12 protein-coding genes and 3 pseudogenes are annotated in these 15,418 nt (G+C 62.1%); 9 read left to right on the forward strand and 6 right to left on the reverse strand.

Annotated elements, in window-relative coordinates; genetic code table 11:
- Nucleotides 1–189 precede the first annotated feature (189 nt).
- The gene (locus MUG98_RS02635; protein ID WP_265110634.1) at nucleotides 190–3,387 is read left to right on the forward strand and encodes a glycosyl hydrolase; all 3,198 of its coding nucleotides are present in this window, start codon (nucleotides 190–192) and stop codon (nucleotides 3,385–3,387) included.
- Between the two features lie 182 nt (nucleotides 3,388–3,569).
- Here the strand turns inward: MUG98_RS02635 and MUG98_RS02640 are convergent, their stop codons facing one another.
- Together MUG98_RS02640 and MUG98_RS02645 are read right to left on the reverse strand one after the other, a co-directional pair.
- Complete coding sequence (locus tag MUG98_RS02640; RefSeq protein ID WP_265110635.1) at nucleotides 3,570–3,809, reverse strand: hypothetical protein; 240 nt, start codon at nucleotides 3,807–3,809, stop codon at nucleotides 3,570–3,572.
- Nucleotides 3,810–3,936: 127 nt separating this feature from the next.
- Nucleotides 3,937–5,079: a TrmB family transcriptional regulator gene (locus tag MUG98_RS02645; protein ID WP_265110636.1), complete on the reverse strand. Its 1,143-nt coding sequence runs from the start codon at nucleotides 5,077–5,079 to the stop codon at nucleotides 3,937–3,939.
- A 750-nt stretch (nucleotides 5,080–5,829) separates the two neighbouring features.
- On the opposite strand from MUG98_RS02645, the pseudogene MUG98_RS02650 reads away from it, so the two are divergent.
- The 3 genes and pseudogenes from MUG98_RS02650 to MUG98_RS02660 form a co-directional block, all read left to right on the forward strand.
- Nucleotides 5,830–6,284, forward strand: a pseudogene (locus MUG98_RS02650) (transposase domain-containing protein); the annotation flags it as partial.
- A 107-nt stretch (nucleotides 6,285–6,391) separates the two neighbouring features.
- The gene (locus tag MUG98_RS02655; protein WP_265110637.1) at nucleotides 6,392–6,667 is read left to right on the forward strand and encodes a PadR family transcriptional regulator; all 276 of its coding nucleotides are present in this window, start codon (nucleotides 6,392–6,394) and stop codon (nucleotides 6,665–6,667) included.
- Nucleotides 6,668–6,760: 93 nt separating this feature from the next.
- On the forward strand, nucleotides 6,761–7,072 hold the full coding sequence (locus MUG98_RS02660; protein ID WP_265110638.1) for a hypothetical protein: 312 nt from the start codon (nucleotides 6,761–6,763) through the stop codon (nucleotides 7,070–7,072).
- Nucleotides 7,073–7,171: 99 nt separating this feature from the next.
- Here the strand turns inward: MUG98_RS02660 and MUG98_RS25480 are convergent, their stop codons facing one another.
- The 3 genes and pseudogenes from MUG98_RS25480 to MUG98_RS02670 all read right to left on the reverse strand — a co-directional run.
- Nucleotides 7,172–7,342: a DUF7563 family protein gene (locus MUG98_RS25480; RefSeq protein ID WP_425601075.1), complete on the reverse strand. Its 171-nt coding sequence runs from the start codon at nucleotides 7,340–7,342 to the stop codon at nucleotides 7,172–7,174.
- Nucleotides 7,343–7,558: 216 nt separating this feature from the next.
- On the reverse strand, nucleotides 7,559–8,059 hold the full coding sequence (locus MUG98_RS02665; RefSeq protein WP_265110639.1) for an HTH domain-containing protein: 501 nt from the start codon (nucleotides 8,057–8,059) through the stop codon (nucleotides 7,559–7,561).
- 305 nt (nucleotides 8,060–8,364) lie between these two features.
- Nucleotides 8,365–9,026, reverse strand: a pseudogene (locus MUG98_RS02670) (NAD(P)/FAD-dependent oxidoreductase); the annotation flags it as partial.
- On the opposite strand from MUG98_RS02670, the pseudogene MUG98_RS02675 reads away from it, so the two are divergent.
- The 5 genes and pseudogenes from MUG98_RS02675 to MUG98_RS02695 all read left to right on the forward strand — a co-directional run.
- Nucleotides 9,012–9,860 (forward strand): annotated as a pseudogene (locus tag MUG98_RS02675) (FAD-dependent oxidoreductase); the annotation flags it as partial. The pseudogenes MUG98_RS02670 and MUG98_RS02675 overlap by 15 nt on opposite strands.
- An 89-nt stretch (nucleotides 9,861–9,949) precedes the next feature.
- Nucleotides 9,950–10,306 (forward strand): hypothetical protein, encoded by a 357-nt coding sequence (locus MUG98_RS02680; RefSeq protein ID WP_265110640.1) that lies wholly within the window; start codon nucleotides 9,950–9,952, stop codon nucleotides 10,304–10,306.
- Nucleotides 10,307–10,722: 416 nt separating this feature from the next.
- A complete protein-coding gene (locus tag MUG98_RS02685) occupies nucleotides 10,723–12,591 on the forward strand; it encodes a glycoside hydrolase family 15 protein (RefSeq protein WP_265110641.1) in 1,869 nt (622 codons plus the stop codon).
- Nucleotides 12,592–13,350: 759 nt separating this feature from the next.
- Nucleotides 13,351–14,451: a DUF3179 domain-containing protein gene (locus MUG98_RS02690; RefSeq protein ID WP_265110642.1), complete on the forward strand. Its 1,101-nt coding sequence runs from the start codon at nucleotides 13,351–13,353 to the stop codon at nucleotides 14,449–14,451.
- Nucleotides 14,448–15,050 (forward strand): hypothetical protein, encoded by a 603-nt coding sequence (locus MUG98_RS02695; protein WP_265110643.1) that lies wholly within the window; start codon nucleotides 14,448–14,450, stop codon nucleotides 15,048–15,050. Before MUG98_RS02690 ends, MUG98_RS02695 begins: the two co-directional genes overlap by 4 nt.
- 221 nt (nucleotides 15,051–15,271) lie before the next feature.
- Here MUG98_RS02695 and MUG98_RS02700 read toward each other — a convergent pair whose 3' ends face one another.
- The gene (locus MUG98_RS02700) at nucleotides 15,272–15,394 is read right to left on the reverse strand and encodes a hypothetical protein (RefSeq protein WP_265110644.1); all 123 of its coding nucleotides are present in this window, start codon (nucleotides 15,392–15,394) and stop codon (nucleotides 15,272–15,274) included.
- Nucleotides 15,395–15,418: the final 24 nt, after the last annotated feature.

The following is a 15,418-nucleotide window of genomic DNA, read 5'->3' on the forward strand; positions in this document are numbered from 1 at the left end:
CACGAAATTTGGCGCGGGATGTTCGTCCGACTCGATCACGCCGCGTGTTCGCGACGAATCCGACATCCGTCACGCAAAAAATCATCAGTTGATTGCGACAGTTTTATAAGAAAAAATACGGTCGATAAGAATGACTGTCCGTTAGTGACACGACACCAGCTGTCACGATCGCGCAGTCGTGAACATGCCATGAGCGAGAAACGATCATTCCGTGCGAGCACGGACCGGACCGACGACGAGCGCACCCTTCCGGTATCGCGCAGAACACTGATGAAAGCGACCGCTGCCGGTGCTTTTCTCGGCGGTAGCGTCGCCAGCGTCGCTGCGATCGACGAAGAAGACATCGTCGACGTCGGGAGCGGGAGTTACACTACCACCATCCCGGCGGGATACGACTACGACTCGCCACCGACGGCGGACACGATGTACACCACGGAGAACGTCGAACCGCCGTACCCGAGCAACGGCTGGGCGAGCGGACTCCACTTCGGATACGATCCGTACGCCGAGGAGGAGACTCCCTACAGCAACGGCGCGACCGTGGCGTATCCGTACTACGCCGCTCCGCGAGCGGAGGGACTTCGCGTCCAGATACCGAGCACCTGGCAGGGCTGGCGCGATCCGTGGGACGACCAGGAGGACGAACCCGCGCCGATCGAGGAGGCGGATTTCGTCCGCATGGATTACGAGGAGACCCCACGGGTAGTCCTCGGCCACGACGCGGTATCGACGTTCGACGACGCGCGGACCGACCACCACGGTGACTGGCACGTTCGTTCCCGGTGGGGAGACGGAACGAGCACCGCAATGGACGTGACGATGGCCCGCGGGTCGCCGTTCATCTTCGCGGAGTACGAGGGCGGCGGGGCCGAACTCTCGCTGCTGGACGAGACCGACGATCCGCTCGACAGCGCCAACGTCGCGGTGTTCGCCGACGAGGGGAACGTGCTCGGCCTCACCGTCGAACCGACCGAGGCCGGCCACTCGACACAGCACTTCGGCGTGTTCGCTCCGGCCGGCGCGGAGTGGTCGGGCGTCGGCGGCGACACCCTGACCTCCGATCTTGCGGGCGCGGGCTACCTGACGATCGCCGTTCTTCCGGACGGGACGGCGGCCACGCTCGACGAGTTCGAAGCGTACGCCTACAACGTCGTGCGCGACACGATCGTCGACTGGGAGTACGTCCAGACCGACGGGAACGGCGATCCCGTCTCGGAGGTCCACACGACGTACTCGTACTCGCTGGAGGAGAAACCCGAGAGCGAGACGAGCGGAACGCTCGCGGCGCTGCTCCCGACGCAGTGGAAGCACACGGACGAGTCGTTCACCTCACACACGTACTGGTCGCCAAAAGGGGAGATGAAGGTGCTGGCTGGCTCGTCGTTTTCGACGACGTTGACCTATCCCGGCATCCTGCCCCACCTGCCGGACGTCGGCACGTACGACGGCGCCCAGCTCGACGACTACATTCAGACGCTGCAAGACCAGTACGGGCCGTACACGTCCCAGGGGGTTCCAGAGTGTGCCTACTGGGCCAGCAAGGACCTGATGCGCAACTGCACCGCCTGCGGGGTGGCCGACGTTCGCGGGCGCACGGACGATCGGGATTACTTCCTCCAGGCGATCCGTGGGCGACTGTCGACGTACTTCGACGTCAGGACGAACAGCTGGACGGTCGACGGCGGAACCTTCTCGACCGAAGAGGGCGAGGAACTGTTCTACTACCACGACGACGTCGGCGTCATCCAGTCCTATCCCGGCTGCGAGTTCGGCGGGATCGACGCGTTGAACGACCACCACTTCCACTACGGATACTTCGTCTACGCCGCAGCCGAGGTCGCCAGGCTCGATCCCGAGTGGGCTGCGGACGATGCCTTCGGGGAGATGGTCGAGTTGCTCATCCGCGACTACGCCAACTGGGAGCGTCCCGACCACTCGGCCGAGTTGGATCCAGCGACCGATCCGAAGAACGCCTTCCCGTTCCTTCGGACGTTCGAGCCGTACGCAGGCCACTCCTACGCGGGCGGGATCAACGGGAGCGCATGGGGGAACAACCAGGAGTCGTCCTCCGAGGCGGTCAACGCCTACGCCGCGATGATTCGCTGGGGCGAGTTCACCGGCAACGAGGCGCTCCGGGACGCCGGTATCTTCCTCTACACCCACGAGATCAACGCCACGACCGAGTACTGGTTCGACCACGACGAGGACTCGTTCCCCGCGGGCTGGGGAGAGAACCTCGATCCCGACGAACTGGACACGGACGGCTCCGGTCCGTTCGAGTACTCTCCGATGGTCTGGGACGTCGGATACTGGCGGACCGTCTACTGGGACACGTCCGATCCGATCGAGACGTTCGGCATCAACTGGCTGCCGATGGCCGGCCACACGCTCTACCTCGGGCACGACCAGGACTACGCCGAGTCCAACTGGACTCGCCTGATCGAGGCTCGCGACGCGATCGCTCGCGGTCCCGGTGGCGACAGCAATTGGCCCGACGGCTGGCAACAGACGGCCTGGGGGTACCGGGCGATGACCGACTCCCAACATGCCGTCGACATGACCGAGAACGGCGTGCCGATCGAACCGGCGGGCAGTTCGACGCCGTTCGTCTATCACTTCGTCCACTGCCTGAACGAACTCGGTGCGCCCGATCCGTCGGTCGTCGCCGACGCGCCGTGCTACCAGGTCTTCGACGACGGGACCGAGCGGAGCTACGTCGCCTACAACGCGGACGACGCGACGAGAACCGTCTCGTTCTCCGACGGAACCTCGGTCGACGTCGCGCCGAACTCGTTTGCAGTGGCCACCGGTGACGGCGACGAGGAACCAGCAGCGCCGACGAACCTCGATTCGCCGTCGAACACCGATACGACCGTCGACCTCGAGTGGGAACACGACGGCGCGAACACCGCCCACTACAACGTGTACGTCGACGGGTCGAAGTACGGCGAATCGACGGACCCCACGAAGACGGTGAGTGGGCTCGATCCCGACACCACCTACGAATTCGTCGTCACAGCGGAGTCGACCGACGGGATCGAATCCGACCCGAGTAACACGATCGGGGTGACGACCGACGCGGACGGCGATTCGGCGCCGAGCGTCGACCAGTTCGCCGTCTCGGACACGAGCGCTGGCCCGTGGACGAAGTTCGCCGTCGAGTGGACCGTCTCCGACCCGGATGGCGACATGGATCTCGTCGAGATCGAGATGATCGACGACAGCGGAACGGTCGTGGACTCGACATCCACGAACGTAAGCGGCGACAGCGCCTCGGGATCTGACTCCGTCCGCGAGCGGAACGGTGGCGGCGAGTACGACGTCACGCTCACGGTCACCGACGAGGTTGGAAACAGCGCTTCGGAGACGGTGATCATCACCGCGTGAGCGTCGTTCGCGCAACTCGCGGCGAGGCGGCCTTCCGTGATCACGCTGGGTGAACCACTCCGTTCGCGCGCGGCGGTACCAGTAGGTTGGTAGGCGACCGCGCAACGGACGAAGCACACGGGCGGGAGTCGACGAACGGCGCTGCACTCGTCCGTCGCGGGGACGGGGCGCTCGACGACCGATCAGGCGGTCCGGCGGCGCTGCCGACAGCGGTACAGGACGTAGCTCGCGGCGAGAAAGCCCGCGCCGACGAGCGCGAAATCGACGACGAGGACGGTTCTCGTCCCGGGGTCCTCGGGGCGTAGCCACAGCGCGATCAGCAGAAGCATCAACAGGACGGCTTCGAGGCCCAGCAGCAGGACGACGGCGGCGCGGTACGCGCAGATCGTCTTCCAGAACCGATCCGAGTAGGTGTCGGCCATCGACGACAGTGTGCGAGCACTCGCACTTGGCTCTACCGATCGTCGGGGCGACGGTCTCCGATGGCACCGCGCTCGACGTCGATCCGGAGGGCGATGGCGGTCGAGTGATCGCCGGGGGGCGTCCGGGTCAGTCGTCTTCCGACGCGCGCTCGATATCCGGCCCGCCGTCGGCGCCGCTCGCGACGCCGACCGCGCTCGTCGGTTCTTCGAGTTCGACGTCCTCGAGGGTGATCCGAACCGCCTCAATGTCCTCGTAGACGGCGCCCCACCCGCCGACGCTGTACCGGTTGCCGTCCGCGGCGAGCTCCAGTTGCAGGAACCCGGCGAGTTCCTCGAACGACGGGCGCCCCTCGGAGCGGTACACGCCCGGGTACCAGATGTCGGTGACGACGCCGGTGATCTCGCAGGATTCGTTCGTATCGACCCACGCTCCATCGATCGTCACTGCGACGTTCGCTACGTCCCCCCACAGCGGCGCCACGTCGCGCACGAACTCCTCGAGGGTCATGTAGACGTACGGCGGATCGGTGTCCTCGTAGACCGTCTCCCAGAGCGCCCAGACGCCCGTCTGGAAGTACCAGTGGAAGATAAACGAGAGGAGGTAGTCGTCGATCAGGACGCCGAACGGCCTGTTGGCCCAGTCGTTCGGCGTGAAGGACGTTCGGGTGCGGTCCGTTACGATCAGGAACGGACCCGGGATCCGGCAGGCGCGCAGTTCCGAGACCGTTCCCTCGAGGTCCGCGTTCGCGAGCCACTCGTCCAGATCGTCGCCGTACACGGCTACTTTCGCGACGACGCCGCGGTCGTGGGCGTCCTCCAGGGCGCTCGTCAGGGATCGGAACTGGTCGACGTTCGCGGACAGTTCGATGAAGCTCTCGGCGTCCCGGATCAGGTCTCGCGCGCGGTCGATCACCGTCTCCTCGTGCTTGACGACGCTGACCTTGTGGTCGCTGACGGCCGGCCGCTCCCACCGGTCCTCGATCGAGTCCGCGGCCTCGTTCATCCGCTCTCCCCGGGTCCGCAGTTCCCGGAGGACGTCGATCGGCTCTCTAGGGCGGGCGTGGAGTTTGTCCTGATCGTGCGTCTCGATGTAGTCCATCCGCTCGAGCGCGCGGAGCACGTCGTAAATCTGGGACACCGGGACGGAACACTGCTTTGCAACCTCCACGGCCGGCATCATCCCCTGCTCTAACAGCGTGATGTAGGCGTCGGCCTGGTACGAGGTCAACCCCGCGTCCTCCAGCGCGTTCCGGAGTGGATCCCTGTCCATGCCCCACAACGGAAGCACCAACTAATCAGTCTTTTGCAACGTAGGGGTGGCGGTCGCCGGCGGACGCATCCGCGCGAGTCTGCGGTGCTCGGCGTCGTGTCGGACTTGCGGGTTCCATTTCCTGTGGCCCTCGAGACGCCGCCAGTACCCGGCATCAAAGACTAAAATATAAGATATTTTACCGTTTCTATTTTCGCGTCCTTCGATACGGAAACAGCAGAGTGCGACGCCCAATAGTTGACAGAGCTCGATCATATATCGATAGAACAGACAGAATACTGCCACAACGATACCGGGGACTACGCCCTGGGCGCCGGTTGTTGCCAGTCGCCGTATTCGCCGCGCTCGGCGCGAGTTCCTGCTGAAGACGAACTCGATGCCCTGCCCGGAGCAGCTTACTTGGCCGGGTGTCGTCGCGCTCTGCAAAATCTAACCGGCTCCTGTTACACTCGCTGGGGCGGACGGCTCGTCTGAGCAGTGCCCAGTCACCTGTATTGTCTTCGGAAAACATTGCAGATTGATGGTTTGCTAGACGATGGCGGCTGTGTGCACCGGGCGCCCACTCATTTTACAACCATATGGATGTAATGTATTGGTCCGTAGTTATCGTCCACCACAATAACGAATACGGGGGTCACGAGTGCTGATGAAAAGTGAGAGGCGTACGCAACGGCGATCCGAGAACATCCAACAGCCACGCTTACAGGCGATCCGGGACTGGAAAGAGATCCTCGACAACGCCCAAAGTGACCCGCGACGACGAAGCCAGCGAGAGGCGACATTGATCAGAATACTATCAAGATAAGTGGGAAACGGTCTTGGGTATAAGTTGCAATAAACACCGGATCAAAGCTGATTTTCGACGTCGCAGTCTTCGGACGGCGAGTCACCGATTCAGTCGCCGCGTTCCTGCATCGATTAACCGAGAAACACGATCTCTCTGGAACGGTATATTCCGTCGACGGTTACAGCTATCTGACCGCCCTTTCTCGGTTGGGATTGAGAGGTCAGTTCGACTATGTCGAACGAAACCTGATCGAAACGTGATTTCACATACTGAAGAAGCGTGTTGACCGCTTCCACAACTCGTGGGTGGGCAGTTGTGCGAACGTCACAGGGTGTATTGTAAATTTGCACAATACTATAACACGTACCGACCTTTCCAGTCACTCAACGGACAAGCGGAAACGGCGGTGCTAAACTAGATAGACCGTTTTGGAACAGTTATCGGATTCAGATTTTCACATTTTATTGATTTTGAATTCCAGTATGAAAAGAAATCAAATGCAGCATCGTTGAAGACTCACGTGGGATGAACGACCTCACCGGCTTCCAACGCGACTTGTTGTATGTGATTGCAAGCGCCGACCAGCCATCCGGCCAAGATGTCAAGGAGAAAGTCGAGCAGTACTACAGCAGCGAGATCAACCATGGCCGGCTCTACCCAAACCTCGACACCCTCGTCAACAAGGAACTGGTCGAGAAAGGACAGTTCGATCGCCGGACGAACTACTACGCGATCACCGACGCCGGAGAAGAAGCGATTTACGAGCGCCGAGAGTGGGAGAACCAGTACGTCGATATGTAACATGGATATCATTTCGGCCGTACCGTACGTTCACCGAGACCGACGTTTTTGTCAAAAAGAAGGCTTATGTCGGCGGAATAGCGTCATCAGAGTATGCCCGCTGAGACTGACGAAACGCTGCCAAATCTCATTACGATCGTCGGCAGAGGCGTTCCATCGGCCTACGAAATCACCGTCGACGGCGATATCGAATTAGTCGGTGCAGACCCACTCGAGGAAGCAACGGTCGTCACGGACCACGCTGCCGAAGGCGCGATCGAGACCGGCGTGATGCGGTTCCGGTTCTCCGGACAGATGGCGAACATCCATATTGTCGACTGGAACGGTGTCCCAGCACCGAAATCACCGAGCACACCGGAAGTACACATCGACCACGGCATACCTGCTCAGAGCGACGGAAGCTAACCAGCGACGCAGTCTCCTCTTTGACTGTACTGCATACACTCTCTGAGCCGTGTTTGAACGCGAAAATTCGAGGGGGAGCAAGGCAGATCACTGGAAAAATCACGTCCTCCCTCGGTTAGTATCCTCGTCGTCCGGTTTCGCGAGACCACCGTCTACGATATCGCTCACTGGCAAGCACTGGCGACACCCGTAGACCTCGTGGTCGTTATCACCGAACACCCGCGCAAATCGTGACGTCACGAATGCCCCGCACGAATGGCAGTCTGGCATGATGTGTTTCCTCCCCTGATTCGAAGGGGGGCACCGATACAAATCATGGCCGGGTGTGTCCCTTCGTCACACGACCGCACTACCTTACACCGCGGACGGGGTAACGGTCGGTCGATCGAGAGTCGTCGGTAAACTTTCTTGTCGAAACGCTCGTTCAGTAGCCAGTCTCGTCAGAGCTATCCGGCGGAAGCGGCGGGTCCACTCCTGTCCAGCGGTCTACAGACCGGCATCGACTGCGACGCCGGTCGAAGCGTTCTCCAGTCGTATTACACAGTCATGAACAGTGGTCGTTCGATCACTGTCCGAGCAGGGAAACACGCCCACGAGACGGTCGGCGTCGTATAGGGCGAGGCAGATGGTCGGTAACACGACGACTTCCGTTCGCTCGTCGGAGACCATCGATGTTTGCTCACATCGTTTGAACGCCGGTTCGAGGGAATAGCCGTTCCGACTGGCCCAGGATTCGAACTCCGAAATCCGGTTGCGGATCCGTTCGACATCGTCCCCATCGATGACGGATGGGGATGCAGCGATCTGCCGTCCCCAGATCCGGAGCGAGACGTCAGCGAGAGCGCCTTCCTGACGTAGCCCCTTCAACCGGTCAAGTAGCGTCCGTTGATCGGGTGTCGGGGCAAATCCGCGCATCCAGACAGTCACACGCAACCGATCGCCGGGGATATTACTTATTGGTGAATTCTCTTCGTTTTCCCGGTCCATATTATTCCGAATTATTTCCTCCGTATTCGCCGGTGCGCCGTGTGCCCAGTTCGATCGATCCTTGAACACAGCGATCAGGCGTGTCTTCGATCATCGAATAAATCGGTTCTCAGCACCACCCGTACAAACAAAATGCTATCCCGGTCTGGCAACGCAGTTGAACGTCCGCCAAACGCTATACTGATAATTCGAAGCCGAAACCGACGCTTCGTTCGTGTGCTCGTCGAAATACAGATATTGATGATGATTCGAAAGAACCCACTTCAATCACCTTCTGCCGACGAGTGAGTGTTCGCCTGCTGCCGTCAGTCGGCGGAAATCCCGGGAACGTCTTGCGGTTCGACTGCCCCGTCGGCCTGGAGTTCCGCGAGCGACTTCGGGAACTCGCGGAGACTCTTGTGGAGGGCGATGCCCGCTTTCGCACCCTGGCCCATCGCGACGGGGATCTGGTTGTGGCCGGGGGTCAGATCGCCGACGGCGTAGAGGCCGTCGACCGACGTTCGGCCGTGATCGTCGACGACGACCGTGCCGTCCTCGGTGAGATCTGCACCGAGCGACGCCGCCAGGTCGTTGTTGTAGTTGGATCCGTACATCGCGAAGCCGCCGCGATAGTCGCGGACGGTGCCATCGGCGAACTCGGGGCCTCGAGCCAGCCGTCCTCGCCGTTCCGGACGCCGGTGACCTCCTCGCGAACGATATCGACGGGGTGGTGCTCGAGCAACGCGCCCGTCTCGTCGCTCCAGTCGGGGTCGTCGCCCCGCAACAGGAGGTCGACGCTGTCGGTGAAGTTGAGCATGAGCATCGCCACGGTGGCGGCGCTGTCGCCGTTGCCCATCACGTACACCGATTCGTCGACGAACAGATACGCGTCGCAGTGAAGACAGTAGTGCAGTCCACGTCCGGTCCGGGGCAGCGGTGGATCGGGTCGACCGTCGGAGAACCCGGTCGCGAGGACGACGCGATCGGCGGTCGCCGACCACGGCTTCTCCCGACAGCGGACGAAGAGGTGGCCGACGCGTTCACCGAGCGCTACGCCGATCGATTTGCCGTCCACACCGGCCACGCGGCTACAGCCGCCTCGGAAGCCAATGGGACCGTAACTGTCGAAGCGCGACCGTACGAGTACGGCGACGACGGGGGGCTCGTCGAAGACGAGGATCCCGTGACTGTACGTGGCGACGAGTTGCTGATCGCCGCTGGACGGGTACCGAACTCCGATACCCTGAACCTCGACGCGACCGGTGTCGAGACGGACGCTGATGGCTTCATCGAGACCGACGAGTACCTGCGAACGACCGCGGACGGCATCTGGGCCCTCGGCGACATCGTCGGCGAGTACCCACTCAAACACAGTGCCAACCACGAGGCCCGCACAGCCGCTCGAAACATCTTCGGGACCGATCTCCAGCCAGTCGACTACAGCGCGATGCCGTTCGCCGTCTTCGCCTCCCCGGAGGTCGCAGGCGTCGGCGCTCGTGAGGGAGACCTTCGTGCTACTGACCAAGAATATGCCACGAACACGTATCAGTACCAGGACACTGCCAGGGGCGATGCGATGAAAGCTGATGGCTTCGTGATTGTACTCATCGATCTGGAGGGAGAGATTCTCGGCTGTCACATCGTCGGGCCGGAGGCTTCGACGCTCGTTCAGGAAGTCGTCGTCGCGATGAAATCCGGGTCAGGAACGGTCCAGGATATACGGGACGCGATCCACATTCATCCAGCACTACCCGAAGTCGTCCAGCGTGCGTTCTCGGGGCGATTCACACCAGGAACGGACACCGATACGCACCACCACTAGCCGCCAAAAAAGCGGGTGAGCAATTCGTAACCCCGTTACTCATTCGTTCGCGTGAGCTTTTGTAACCGCCGGCTGTACTGGGACTCGCAATGACGAAAGCAGCAGTCGTAATCCTCGCAGGTACTGAATCGCACGCCGACGTGGGACGTCTCGTGAACGGTCTCGAAGCGGCCAAGGAATTCGCGGAAACCGACGGCGACGAGGTCGAACTCATCTTCGATGGTGCTGGGACACAGTGGATTCCGGAGCTAGAAGACGAAGAGAGCGACTATCACGAGCTCTATCAGGCTGTTCGGGACGATGCGGCCGCCTGTGACTTCTGTGCCGGTGCGTTCGGTGTGGAGGACGCAGTTAACGAGACAGGCGTCGTGACGCTCGACGATCACGATGGTCATCCGAGCGTCCGATCGCTCGTCGGTGACGACTACGAAGTCATCACCTTCTGACCCCGCTACTGGCTCCCAGAGGGTAACTCTCCGTCCGGGTCCGCGCAGGTTTATCCGTCAGTTGACCGGAAACCCGTCGTCCGCGAGACCCCGATCGAGATACCACACGACGACCATCTCGCCGAGAATCGTTTTGAGCGGCGGTTTTCCTCCGTAGCGGTCACGCCGATCGTGCTGTGTGGGTCAGACGATGGCACGAAAGTCACGTCTGGCTGGGAGATCGGTGGTACGGGGTGGGTTTTCTTCGAGGGCCGATTCCCGACTCACGTGGACTGCGGTGTCTCTTCGTCGCGCGGGCGCATTCGGTCGAGTGCGGCCCTCGTTCTTTTTCCTGCTGGTCCTCGAACGGTACGTCATGCACATCGCCTCGCCCCTCGGGTACTCCGCGTTCGACGCCACTATTCGTACTGCGGGTGATGTCGGTGACTGAGTCCAGAGCGTATCCGCCGATCGAAGCCTACGGCGTCGTCGGCAACCTCGAGACGTGCGCGCTCGTCGCGCCGGACGGCTCGGTCGACTGGTTCCCCTTCCCGCATCTGGAGTCACCGAGCATCCTCGCCGCGATCCTCGACGCCGAGCGCGGGGGTCGATTTCGGATCGTTCCGACCGACTCCTTCGAGACGGATCGACGGTACGTCGACGACACGAACGTCCTCGAGACGACCTTCGAGACCACCGACGGAACGGCGACAGTGACAGACTTCTTGCCCCCGGCCGATCGGGTCGACCACCCGAAGCGGGTTCTCTACCGTAAGGTCTCCTGTACGGACGGTACCGTCGATCTCGAGGTCGAACTCGACCCACAGTTCGATTACGGCCGCACGGAGACGACGATCGAATCGGTGGAGAAAGGCCTGCTCGCCGAGGGAACGGACGAACGGACGCTGCTCGAGAGTCCGATCGACTTCGAGATCGAAGACGGCCGCATCACCGGGAACCTCTCGCTCGAGGGTGGCGAAACGGAGTGGTTCCTGCTCCGGTGTACGGGTGCCGAGGACGCGAATACGGATCCGGATGCCGCGCTGGACGAGACGATCGAGTACTGGACTGACTGGGCTCACAACTGCGACCCCGAGGACGATTGTGCATTCGAGGGACCGTGGCACGACAGAGTCGTCCGCTCGGAACTCGTTCTCAAGCTCCTCACACACGTCGAATCGGGGGCGATCGCCGCTGCGCCGACCACGTCGTTGCCCGAGGACATCGGTGGTGTTCGTAACTGGGACTACCGGTTCAACTGGCTGCGAGACGCGGGGTTTACCGTCCAGGCCTTGATGAATCTCGGGACCGTCGACGAGGCGTCCGAGTACTTCGACTGGTTCATGGACCTCTGTCAGGCCGACGACCCGGAGGCAATCCAGCCGCTGTACAGCCTTCACGGCAAGTCTGACCTCGAGGAGCGGGAGCTCGATCACTTCGAGGGGTATCGGGGCTCCCGCCCGGTCCGAATCGGAAACGAAGCGGCACAGCAGCGACAACTCGATATCTACGGAGAACTCCTGCTGGCCGTCGACGAGATGCGCCAGCACGGGCGCACACTCGGTGCCGACGAATGGTCCCGGATCCGCGATGTCGTCGAATACGTTCGCGAGATTTGGAGCGAGCGCGACGCGGGTATCTGGGAGGTCCGCGGTGGGAACCAACACTTCGTCTATTCGAAGGTGATGTGCTGGGTTGCACTCGATCGGGGGATCACGATCGCGGCCGAGGGGGACTACGACGCCCCACTCGAGACGTGGCGAGAAACCCGCGAGACGATCCGGACGGACGTCCTCGAGAACGGCTACGACGAGGACATCGAAGCGTTCGTACAATCGTACGGAACCGACGCGCTCGACGCGACTGGGCTGTTGCTCCCGATCGTCGGCTTCCTGCCCTTCGACGACGCCCGTGTTCAGAAAACGCTCGACGCGATCGAAGAAAAACTGGTCGAGGACGATGTCTTCGTGCAGCGGTACGACGGCGACGACGGACTCCCGGGCGACGAAGGGGCGTTCGTCCTCTGCTCGTGCTGGCTGATCGACGCGCTCGCCCTTTCCGGTCGCGTTGAGGAGGCAGAGTCCCGATTCGAATCGCTGCTTTCGTACCTGAATCCGCTCGGCCTCTTTGCAGAAGAAGTCGATCCGGAAACCGGTGCACACCTCGGAAACTACCCGCAGGCGTTCAGCCACATCGGGATCGTCAACAGCGCCCTCTATCTCGGCTACGTTCGGGGACACGAGACGTCCGGGCCGGCACCGATGGGGGTTCGGCTCGGCGATCCGGTCGCGCTTCCCGAAGAGTAATACCGACACTCGATATCCGAATCATCTCCGCGCAGATGGACGCCGTCGAGGTTTGACCTCGGCATGGCTATCGTCTGCTGATTTCGATCTCCCCGCATACTCTGGGGGTGGACCTGACAGTAATACTCGGCCATCTCTTCGGTAGCCTAAACGTGACCGTCTGTGTGGCCCCTCCTTCGCCGACGAGTTCGGACGCTTGAAGATTCTCCCTGTTCTCGTCTTCGAGCGCGAAATTGTGCTGCGGGCCGTCGGCGTTCCCCCCAATGAGTACGTACTTGGTGCCCGCCTCGAGCTGAAGGGTCGGGTTCTCCTCATCCGCGATGGCATCGGAGACGCAATATCGAGTTCCCGATCGACAACCCGCTCCTCGAGGTCGATCACGATCACGGCGTCGATCCGGGGGTGAAGAGGTAGGCTGCGTCGGTATCGGGGTCGATCTCGCTCGTGATCGGTGGCGCCGATAACCCGTCGGTGCTGGCTGCCCGTTCGAATCGGACAGACATCCCGACAGCGTCGCCGTCGCGGTCATTCCGATGGTAGCCGACGATTGCAGGACTCGTCGGCGATCGATCCCGTTCGGGAACGGGTCCTTCGCCGTCGGATTCGGCTGACCCCGCCCTGTCTCTCTGACGGCTTCCCGTCCTCGTGTTGGTCCATACGCAGGTTTCGGTCGGAAGCTATCACACACTCAAAAGCGCCTGTGTGCCGGCCACACACGACCAACGTCCGGTTAATGAGGTGGCGTGCCTTCCAATACCCATGGCAGACGGACGAATACCCGGCGGCATCTCCAGACGGCATTGTATCGGCTCGGCCGGAGGCGTCGGTCTCGCCGCCCTGACAGGGTGTCTGGATAGTTCCGGCGCTCTCGATCGCGGAGCAAGTGACGTGAACGGGTCGACTGGCGGCCCGCCGACTGCCGATCGGCCGCTCCCCGAGGAGTACACGACTCGAGAACTCGACGAGGCGAACCTCTCCGGCGGCCCGGGACAGGACGGCATCCCCTCGATCGACGATCCGCAGTTTACCTCGGCCGACGATCCACCCACCAACCTGGCTGACGGCGATCCGGTCTTCGGCGTCGTCCTGAACGGCGAGGCGAAGGCCTACCCTCAGTACATCCTCGTCTGGCACGAAGTCGTCAACGACGTCGGCGGCGGCGAACCGGTCGCGGTGACCTACTGTCCGCTGACGGGGACGGCGCAAGGCTTCTCCCGCGGTGAGAGCGAGTTCGGCGTCTCCGGTCGCCTGATCAACAGCAACCTCGTCATGTACGATCGCGGGACTGAGACGTGGTGGCCTCAGATACTCGCCTGGGGTATCCGGGGCCCACACGAGGGGGCGTATCTCGAAGAGTTCCAGGTGACCTGGACGACGTGGGAGCGGTGGCGCGAGGCGTATCCGGAGACGACCGTGCTCACGGAGGAGACCGGCCACGTTCGCAATTACGGCGACGATCCCTACGGGGGATACAATCCCCGGAGCGGCTACTACGAGAACGAGAATACGCTGTTCAGTCCCCTCACGACAGACGACCGGTTCCCTGCGCAGGCGGTCGTCGTCGGGGCCCGGAACGCCGATGGCGCGGTCGCGGTCCCAAAAGCGACGCTCCGAGAGCGCACGATCGTCGACGGGACGGTGAGTGACGTTCCGTACGTGACCGTCTACGACGAGGGACTCGACACGGGCTACGTGTACAGGAATCCCGACGACGAAACGGTCGAATACGCCGACGGGACCGTCATCGTCGACGGTGACGAGTACGATCCCGAGGAACTCCCGTTCGAGCGTGAGATCGCGTTCGACGCGATGTGGTTCGCCTGGTACGGCTACTATCCGTCGACGGTGGTCCACGAATGAGTACCGAGAGCCGATTCGATCCGAATCCGAAGCAACGGGTCGACGAGACGGTGGCTGCGACGCTACTCGTCGTTCGGCGATACGACTCGCTGGCGATCGCAACCGTCGTCGCGATCGGGTACCTCGCGGCCTTTCTCTGGGCCGTCGGCGATCTGGCGTTTCGACCCGACGTGGCGGCGAACATCGTCGTGGTTGACGATCCACTGGTCCGGATGTTCGACCGGACCGGCCCGGCGTCGTTCGAGGCCGTCGCGCTCCTCGACACCGGCGTCGTTCGACTCCTGGTGTCGCCGCTCAACGCGGTGATCGGCCTCCTGATCGCCGGACTCGTCGGGATCAATCTCGGACTGACCTACCTCGCGGTCGTGCAGCCTGCCGCCTGCGGGATCGGCGCGGGAACCGGCCTGTTCGCGTCGTTGCCCGCGCTGCTGTCCGGCACGGTTTGCTGTGGCCCGGTCGTCCTGATCGCCCTCGGAATTCAGGCGAGCGGCCTCCTGTTGACCACGTTCGCGTGGCTGTTGCCGTTGGGAATCGTCCTGTTACTCTCGAGTCTGGTGTACGTCGCCGGAAAGGTCGACATAGCTGGAGCGTCAAAGTGAGGTGTCAGTGGCGCGAAGTGGTGCTCTGGAGAACCAGCGGCGATTAAGGGGGCTACTAGTCGTATGCCCGGTGACCATACCCTTCGACGGTGCCGACACTCCGTTCTACAGGGAGGGTCAGTCCTTCACAGAGCCAGTTCGTAAAAACGGTTGCTTGCTGAGGATGTGCGCTCCGAGAAGCAAGCAGACGATTCGGTCCCGGCAGTCGATCCCGTTCGGTCCTACTCGACGAGGCCGACCTCGTGGACGTGTTTCTCCAGGGCATCCGACGAGTCGAATCGCTCTTCACAGATGTCGCAGATGTACTCGTCCCCGTTGTTCTCGTCTGCGTCGTGCTCGTTCATACGTTCCGTATGATCCGGACCACA

Origin of the sequence: Halosolutus halophilus (assembly GCF_022869805.1) — an archaeon.
In the GTDB taxonomy this organism is placed as follows: Archaea; Halobacteriota; Halobacteria; order Halobacteriales; family Natrialbaceae; genus Halosolutus; species Halosolutus halophilus.